8 protein-coding genes are annotated in these 7272 nt (G+C 61.7%); 5 read left to right on the plus strand and 3 right to left on the minus strand.

Features of this window, described 5'->3' with window-relative positions; genetic code table 11:
* Positions 1-21 precede the first annotated feature (21 nt).
* From GH659_RS08060 to GH659_RS08070, 3 genes are read right to left on the minus strand one after another with little or no spacing between them, the layout of a single operon-like run.
* On the minus strand, positions 22-897 hold the full coding sequence (locus tag GH659_RS08060) for an ATP-binding protein (protein ID WP_153110884.1): 876 nt from the start codon (positions 895-897) through the stop codon (positions 22-24).
* A complete protein-coding gene (locus GH659_RS08065; protein ID WP_153110885.1) occupies positions 894-1769 on the minus strand; it encodes an ATP-binding protein in 876 nt (291 codons plus the stop codon). The genes GH659_RS08060 and GH659_RS08065 overlap by 4 nt, the downstream gene beginning before the upstream one ends.
* Positions 1766-2128, minus strand: a complete 363-nt coding sequence (locus tag GH659_RS08070; RefSeq protein WP_153110886.1) for a NifB/NifX family molybdenum-iron cluster-binding protein — start codon at positions 2126-2128, stop codon at positions 1766-1768. The genes GH659_RS08065 and GH659_RS08070 overlap by 4 nt, the downstream gene beginning before the upstream one ends.
* A gap of 161 nt (positions 2129-2289) precedes the next feature.
* Between GH659_RS08070 and GH659_RS08075 the strand changes: the two genes are divergently transcribed.
* Genes GH659_RS08075 through GH659_RS08095 form a run of 5 tightly spaced genes read left to right on the plus strand, consistent with a single transcriptional unit; the run spans position 2290 to position 7117 of the window.
* Positions 2290-3078 carry a thiazole synthase gene (locus tag GH659_RS08075; RefSeq protein WP_153110887.1) on the plus strand — a complete coding sequence of 263 codons (789 nt, stop codon included), beginning with the start codon at positions 2290-2292 and terminating at the stop codon, positions 3076-3078.
* A gap of 9 nt (positions 3079-3087) precedes the next feature.
* Positions 3088-4998 (plus strand): threonine--tRNA ligase, encoded by a 1911-nt coding sequence (thrS, locus tag GH659_RS08080; protein ID WP_153110888.1) that lies wholly within the window; start codon positions 3088-3090, stop codon positions 4996-4998.
* A gap of 1 nt (position 4999) precedes the next feature.
* Entirely contained in the window at positions 5000-5980 is a 981-nt protein-coding gene (locus GH659_RS08085) for an ABC transporter ATP-binding protein (protein ID WP_153110889.1), read from the plus strand.
* On the plus strand, positions 5977-6714 hold the full coding sequence (locus GH659_RS08090) for an ABC transporter permease (protein WP_153110890.1): 738 nt from the start codon (positions 5977-5979) through the stop codon (positions 6712-6714). Before GH659_RS08085 ends, GH659_RS08090 begins: the two co-directional genes overlap by 4 nt.
* Before the next feature lie 46 nt (positions 6715-6760).
* Positions 6761-7117: a DUF134 domain-containing protein gene (locus tag GH659_RS08095; RefSeq protein WP_153110891.1), complete on the plus strand. Its 357-nt coding sequence runs from the start codon at positions 6761-6763 to the stop codon at positions 7115-7117.
* The last annotated feature ends 155 nt before the right edge of the window (positions 7118-7272 follow it).

The following is a 7272-nucleotide window of genomic DNA, read 5'->3' on the forward strand; positions in this document are numbered from 1 at the left end:
CTCCTTGTGTGATTGAAAAAGTTACTGCAAACCGAGGGCTGTCCAGACGGCGCGGATGTCTTCGGCGCACGGGGCATCGCTGTCGATGACGGCGCGCTCCTGAATCTGGGCCTGCGTGACGGAGGTGTCGTAGCGGATGCGGCCGGCGATCTGTGCGCCAGCTTTACGCGCCTTGGCTTCAATGCGTTCGCACATCGACGGATTGATGTCCCATTTGTTGACGCAGATCGAGGTCGGGATGCCGAAATGCGCGGTCAGGCCGAGCACGCGTTCCATGTCGTGTTCGCCGGAAACGCTCGGCTCGGTGACGACCAGTACATGCGAGGCGCCGGTGACCGAGGCAATGACCGGGCAGCCGATTCCCGGCGGGCCGTCGACGATGATGAGCGGATGGTTGCCCGCTTCGGCGAGGCGGCGCGCCTGCTGGCGCACAGTCGTGACGAGCTTGCCGGAGTTTTCGGCGGCAATCCCGAGGCGGGCATGCACCAGCGGGCCGCACGCCGTGTCGGAGATCATCCATTCGCCGCAACGGCGTTCCGGGAAATCGATGCTGTCCATCGGGCACGCTTCGAGACAGACGCCGCAGCCTTCGCAGGCGGTTGCATCGATCCAGTAGGTGTCGTGCCCGGCTTCGGGCGCCGGTTCCATGATGGCGTCGAATCGGCATTCGGGAAGGCAAACGCCGCAGTTGCAGCAGACTTCCGGCATGATTTGCGCCTCATGGCCACTGAAGAATTCGTGACGCTCCCGCAGCGTTGGCGCGAGGACGAGGTGCAGATCAGCGGCGTCGACGTCGCAATCGGCGATAACCGGCCGTTCGGCGAGCTTGGCAAACGAAGCCGTCAGGCTCGTTTTGCCGGTGCCGCCCTTGCCACTGAGTACGATCAGTTCCTTCATCTTGCAACTCCTGCGCGGTACGGCATTCCCCGCTGTTTTGTGCTTTCGTTGTCGATGGCTTGCCACAGGCGCTCGAAATGCGACCGGTATTCGGGCAGCGCGTCGACGATCAATTCACCGCGCGAATAGGCTTCGGCAATCCGGCGGTCATCTGGAAGTTCAAGAAGGAGAGGGATTCCCTCTGCTTCACAGTAGTGGCGCACGCGGTCATCGCCGATGCCGGCACGATTGATGACGACGCCGAAGGCCAGCTTCAGTTCGCGCACGGTGTCGACCGCCAGCTTGAGGTCGTTCAGGCCGAAGGGCGTCGGCTCGGTGACGAGCACGGCAAAATCGGCGCCGCGCAGCGTGGCGACGGCCGGGCAGGCGGTGCCGGGCGGAGCATCGAGAATGGCGGTAGTACTTGGGTTGCGCCGCTCCTTGACGGCGTGGACCAGCGTCGAAGCCAGCGATACTCCGACATCGAGGCAACCGCTCTTGAGCGTGATCAAACCGGCCTGACGCGTTGTAACTGACCCAATGCGATAGCGCTCTTCGCGGATTGCATTGTTTGGGCAGACGAGCATGCAACCACCACAGCCGTGACACAGCTCCGGAAAGAGCATGGGCGCCTTGCCGACGGAGGCCAGCGCATTGAACTGGCAAAATTCGACGCATTTGTTGCAGGCGTTGCAGCGTTCCGCGTCGATTTTGGGGACGCCGATGGTGATTTCCTCCTCGCTGCTCGGCGCAGCCGTCAGGAAAAGGTGGGCGTTCGGTTCCTCGACGTCGCAGTCGAGGAGCTGGATGGGCGCATCGAGTACGCGGGCCAGATTGACCGAAATGCTGGTCTTGCCCGTGCCGCCCTTGCCCGAAGCGACGGCGAGAATCATACCCAGTGCCCTTCAACGTTCGCTGCATTCGCTTCGGTCAATTCGCCAGCCTTGTAGCGAGCCAGCGCTTCGGCGATGGTCGGCACGTCGGTGTTGTACACCTTGACGCCAGCCGCTTCCAGCACCCGGAAGGCTTTCGGGCCGCAGTGCCCGGTAATCAGCGCCGCCGCGCCGGCCTTGGCGATCGTTTGCGCCGCCTGAATTCCGGCGCCTTGAGCGGCGTTAAGATTCTGGGTGTTGCTGATGAGAGTGAAATCTTGTGTTTGCAGGTCATAAACGATGAAGTTTTTGGCTCGGCCAAAGCTCGGGTCAAGCGCCGCCGTCATGTCGTTTCCTGTCGTTGAGAAAGCCAGTTTCATTTGATTTCAAGCCTTTCCATGTGTGAATGCATGTTTAGATATTGGCATACGCCAAAAACTATAGCAAGAAATTATTGAGAATTTGATGCAATTGGGGGTGTTTTTTTATTGGCATATGCCATAGTATGCACATTTCCAATCATTTCCTTTCAGGAGAAATCATGTCTGATGTTTTCGCGATTGCTGGCAAAACCTACCGTTCACGCTTGCTGGTCGGCACCGGCAAGTACAAGGACTTCGCTGAAACGCGCGCCGCCATCGATGCCTCGGGCGCCGAAATCGTGACGGTCGCCATCCGCCGCGTGAACATCGGTCAGGAAGCCGGCAAGCCCAGCCTGCTCGATTACCTGCCGCCTTCCGAATTCACCTACCTGCCGAACACCGCCGGCTGCTACACCGCCGACGACGCGATCCGCACGCTGCGCCTCGGACGCGAACTGCTCGACGGCCACAAGCTTGTCAAACTCGAAGTGCTGGGCGACCCGAACACGCTCTATCCCAACGTGCGCGAGACGCTCAAGGCGGCCGAAGTGCTGGTCAAGGAAGGCTTCGACGTGATGGTTTACACCTCCGACGATCCCATCGTTGCCCGCGATCTTGAGCAGATTGGCTGCTGCGCGATCATGCCGCTCGCCTCGCTCATCGGCTCCGGCATGGGCATCCTCAATCCGTGGAACCTGCGCCTGATCATCGAGCAAAGCAAGGTGCCGGTTCTCGTCGATGCCGGTGTCGGCACGGCCTCCGATGCAGCAGTTGGCATGGAACTCGGATGCGATGGCGTGCTGATGAACACCGCGATTGCCGCTGCCAAGGACCCGGTGCTGATGGCGACGGCGATGAAGTACGCCGTTCAGGCCGGCCGCGCCGCTTACCTGGCGGGACGCATGCCGCGCAAGCTCTATTCTGCCGACCCGTCCAGCCCGGTCAGCGGGCTGATCGGGGCGAAATAAGGAAACGCCATGCCCGTGATTACCTTACCCGACGGGGCGCAGCGCGCTTTTGCGGCCCCGGTCAGTGCCCTCGACGTCGCGCGTGACATCAGCGCCGGATTGGCGCGCAATGCGCTGGCGGCACGCATCGACGACCGCCTGTGTGACCTCTCCACCGTCATCGAATCCGACGCGCGCGTGGCACTGATCACCGAGCGCGATCCCGAAGGGTTCGACCTCATGCGCCATTCGTGCGCGCACCTGATGGCGATGGCCGTCAAACAGCTCTACCCGGACGCGCAAGTCACCATCGGCCCGACGATCGAGGACGGCTTCTACTACGACTTCGCCTATTCGCGCCCGTTCACTCCGGAGGATCTCTCGCAGATCGAAGAACGGATGCGCGAGCTGGCGCGTGCCGACATTCCGCTGGAACGCAGCGAAGTGCCGCGCGAGGAAGCGATCCGCCTGTTCGAATCGCTGGGCGAAACGTACAAGTGCGAGATCATCCGCGACCTGCCGGCCGACGCCGTCGTCTCGCTCTACCGCCAGGGCGATTTCGTCGACCTCTGTCGCGGCCCGCACGTGCCGTCGACCGGCAAGCTCAAGGCCTTCAAGCTGATGAAGGTGGCCGGCGCCTACTGGCGTGGCGACTCGAAGAACGCGATGCTGCAGCGCATCTACGGCACCTGTTGGGCGGACGAGAAGAGCCTCAAGGCCTACCTCACCCGCTTGGAGGAAGCGGCCAAGCGCGATCACCGCAAGCTCGGGACGCAGCTCGACCTGTTCCACTTCGACGAGTGCGCGCCCGGTTCGGTATTCTGGCACAGCAAGGGCTGGACGCTGTTCCAGCAGCTCATCGCCTACATGCGCCAGCGCCAGTTCGACGCTGGCTACGAGGAAGTGAATACGCCGGACGTGATGGATCGCTCGCTGTGGGAGCTTTCCGGCCACTGGGCCAACTACCGCGACCACATGTTCACTACCGAGACCGAGGACGGCCGCACCTTTGCCTTGAAGCCGATGAACTGTCCGGGCGGTGTGGCCATCTTCGCCAACGGCCTGAAGAGCTACCGCGACCTGCCGATCCGCATGGCCGAGTTCGGCAAGGTGCATCGCTACGAGCCGTCGGGCGCGCTGCACGGGCTGATGCGCGTGCGCCATTTCACGCAGGACGACGCGCATATCTTCTGTACTCCGGCGCAGATGCAGGGCGAGTGCGAAACGGTGATCCGGCTGATCCTCGACATCTATCGCGATTTTGGCTTTGACGAAGTAGCGATCAAGCTGTCAACGCGCCCGGCCAACCGCATCGGCAGCGACGAAACCTGGGATCTGCTCGAACATGCCTTGTCGTCATCGCTCGACGCCATGGGGCTGGCCTATACGACCAATCCGGGCGAGGGCGCCTTCTACGGCCCGAAGCTCGAATTCGTGCTGCGCGACGCCATCGGCCGCGACTGGCAGTGCGGCACACTGCAGGTCGACCTGAACCTGCCCGAACGCTTCGACATCGGCTACATCAACGAAGCCGGCGAACGTGTGCGGCCGGTGATGTTGCACCGCGCCTTGTTCGGTTCGCTGGAACGCTTTACCGGCATCCTGATCGAGCACTACGCCGGCACCTTCCCGGCCTGGCTGGCGCCGGTGCAGGCCGTTGCGTTCGGCATCACCGACGCGCAGTCCGATTACGTGAAAGAGGTCGTGGCCGCGCTGAAGAAGGCAGGCGTGCGCGCCGTCACCGATCTGCGCAACGAAAAAGTCGGCTACAAGGTACGCGAACACACGATGCAGCGCGTTCCCTATCTGCTCGTTGCCGGCGAGCGCGAAAAGGCCGAAGGCAAGGTGGCCGTGCGCGACGTCGCTGGCAAGGACCTCGGTGCCATGACGCCGGAGCAGATCGTCGGGCTGATGCAACGTGCAGCGCCGGAACGGGATTGAAATGAGCGCGGACATGGCTTTTGCCATCGAGGTGCGCGGCCTCGCCAAGCGATTTGGCGAGGTGGCGGCAGTACGGCAGGTCGACTTTGCCGTACGCCCCGGCGAACTTTTCGGCTTCCTCGGCCCGAACGGCGCTGGCAAGACCACGACGATCAATATGCTCACCGGACTCGCCCGTCCGGACGCAGGCAGCATTTTCATCGGCGGCATCGATTGCGTGAAACAGCCACGCGCCGCGCAACATCTGATTGGCGTGGTGCCGGATGAGAGCAATCTCTATCCGGAACTATCCGGCTTCGAGAATCTGTGTTTCTGCGCCGCGCTTTACGGTATCGGCAAGGAAGAGCGCCAGCGGCGGGCCCGCGAGCTGCTCGACGCCTTCGATCTGACGGCGGCGGCCAACCGCAAGTTCGGCACCTACTCGAAGGGGATGAAACGGCGGTTGACTATCGCCGCCGGCATCATTCACCGGCCGCAAATCCTGTTTCTCGACGAGCCGACCACAGGCATCGACGTCGCCAGCGCGCGGCAGTTGCGCATGCTGATTGGCGGCTTGCGGCGGGACGGCATCACCGTCTTCATGACGACGCACTACATTGAAGAAGCCGAGCGGCTGTGCGACCGGATCGCGTTCATCGTCGACGGGCGCATCGTTTGCCTCGACTCGGTTGAAAATCTGTTGCAGCCGGTACAGAACAAGCATCTTCTGCAGATCGCCTGCGAAACCTTCCCCGGCTTGCCGCAGGAGTTGGCGGCGGCCTTCCCGGACCTCTCCTTTTCGACGGAAGGCAATGACCGGCTGCGCGTCGAAGCTGACGGGCCAATCCGCGTCGGCCCGCTGGTACGTTTTCTCGAAGAGCGACAGATCGAAGTCTCGGAGGCAAGAAGAATCCGCCCGACGCTGGAGGACGTCTTCGTGCAGGTCACCGGCATCGGCATCAACAGCATGCGCAAAGAAAAAACCGGAGGGGGCAGATCATGAAATGGGCGATAGCCATCTGGGCCATCCTGTGCAAGGACATGCGCACCTATTATCTGAAACCACCGAATGTCAGCTGGGGCATCATTTTCCCGCTGGCCTGGACAGGGATGTTCTTCATCAAATCCGCCGGCGAGGTAGGCAGCATCGCCAGTCTGCTGCCGGGTGTTGTTGCGGTATCGATCCTGTTCGGCACCACCTCGATGCTCGCCGTCACAGTTACTTTCGAGAAGAAAAGCCGCTCGTTCGAGCGCCTGCTGCTCGCGCCGCTGCCGTTCGAGCTGCTGATGCTGGCCAAGACCGGCGGCGCCATCCTGTTCGGCGTGGCCAACGCCTTCGTGCCGGTCATCATGGCGGCATTTCTGATCGACCTCGGCGGAATCGTCTGGAGCATCTTCATCCCGGCTGTGGTGCTGGTGGCGCTCGCTTCAACTTTCCTCGGCCTGTTCATTGCCGTGGCGGTCAGCGAAGTATTCGAGGCGCAAACGTTCTCGAATTTCTTCCGCTTTCCGATGATGTTTCTTTGTGGCCTTTTCTTCCCGGTCGAACAGCTGCCATCGCTGTTGAAGCCGCTGGCCTACGCACTGCCGCTCACTTATGGCGCCGACGCACTGCACGGTGCCGTGCGGGGCGCGCACAACCTGCCGTTCGCGGTTGATCTTGCCGTACTCGTATTGTTCTGCGCCGGGTTGTTTGCCTTGAGTCTCTGGAACATACGGCGGAACTGGATTCTCTGATGCAATTAACCATGCAAAAAAACCAACACAAGAAGCAGGAGCGACCATGGGCCGCCCGATAAAGTGCCGGAAAGTTTGCTGCCAGATTGCCGCCGTCTGCTTCAAACCGCAGTGTGCTTCGGTAAAGAACCTCGATGAAGTCGTCCTCGGGCTCGACGAAATCGAGGCTATTCGGCTGGCCGACTTCGAAGGGCTGTATCAGGCGGATGCCGCCGCGTGCATGGGCATCGCACGGCAGACCTTCGGAAAAATCATCGCTCAGGCACACAAGAAAGTGGCGACGGCGCTGATTGGCGGCAAGGTGCTGAGGATTGCGCCCAATGTAAAGACACTCGCCACGGCCTCAGACCGTGAAAACCCGCCTGAATCCGAAACTGACCTCCACGAAAGGGAAACCGCATGAGCTATCCAACGATCAACTTTGCCGCCGGACCGGCTGTGCTGCCCAAAGCCGTGCTTGAACAAGCCCGTGACGAACTGCTCGACTGGCACGGTTCGGGCATGTCGGTCATGGAGATGTCGCACCGCGGCAAGGAATACATGAGCATTCAGGCCGAC

Source organism: Propionivibrio limicola, from assembly GCF_009469695.1.
Lineage (GTDB): Bacteria > Pseudomonadota > Gammaproteobacteria > Burkholderiales > Rhodocyclaceae > Propionivibrio > Propionivibrio limicola.

Bases quoted from the DNA above. Each gene is read 5' to 3' on its own strand.
- GH659_RS08060 (WP_153110884.1), bottom strand. From the start codon at position 897: ATGAAGGAACTGATCGTACTCAGTGGCAAGGGCGGCACCGGCAAAACG.
- GH659_RS08065 (WP_153110885.1), bottom strand. From the start codon at position 1,769: ATGATTCTCGCCGTCGCTTCGGGCAAGGGCGGCACGGGCAAGACCAGC.
- GH659_RS08070 (WP_153110886.1), bottom strand. From the start codon at position 2,128: ATGAAACTGGCTTTCTCAACGACAGGAAACGACATGACGGCGGCGCTT.
- GH659_RS08075 (WP_153110887.1), top strand. From the start codon at position 2,290: ATGTCTGATGTTTTCGCGATTGCTGGCAAAACCTACCGTTCACGCTTG.
- thrS (WP_153110888.1), top strand. From the start codon at position 3,088: ATGCCCGTGATTACCTTACCCGACGGGGCGCAGCGCGCTTTTGCGGCC.
- GH659_RS08085 (WP_153110889.1), top strand. From the start codon at position 5,000: ATGAGCGCGGACATGGCTTTTGCCATCGAGGTGCGCGGCCTCGCCAAG.
- GH659_RS08090 (WP_153110890.1), top strand. From the start codon at position 5,977: ATGAAATGGGCGATAGCCATCTGGGCCATCCTGTGCAAGGACATGCGC.
- GH659_RS08095 (WP_153110891.1), top strand. From the start codon at position 6,761: ATGGGCCGCCCGATAAAGTGCCGGAAAGTTTGCTGCCAGATTGCCGCC.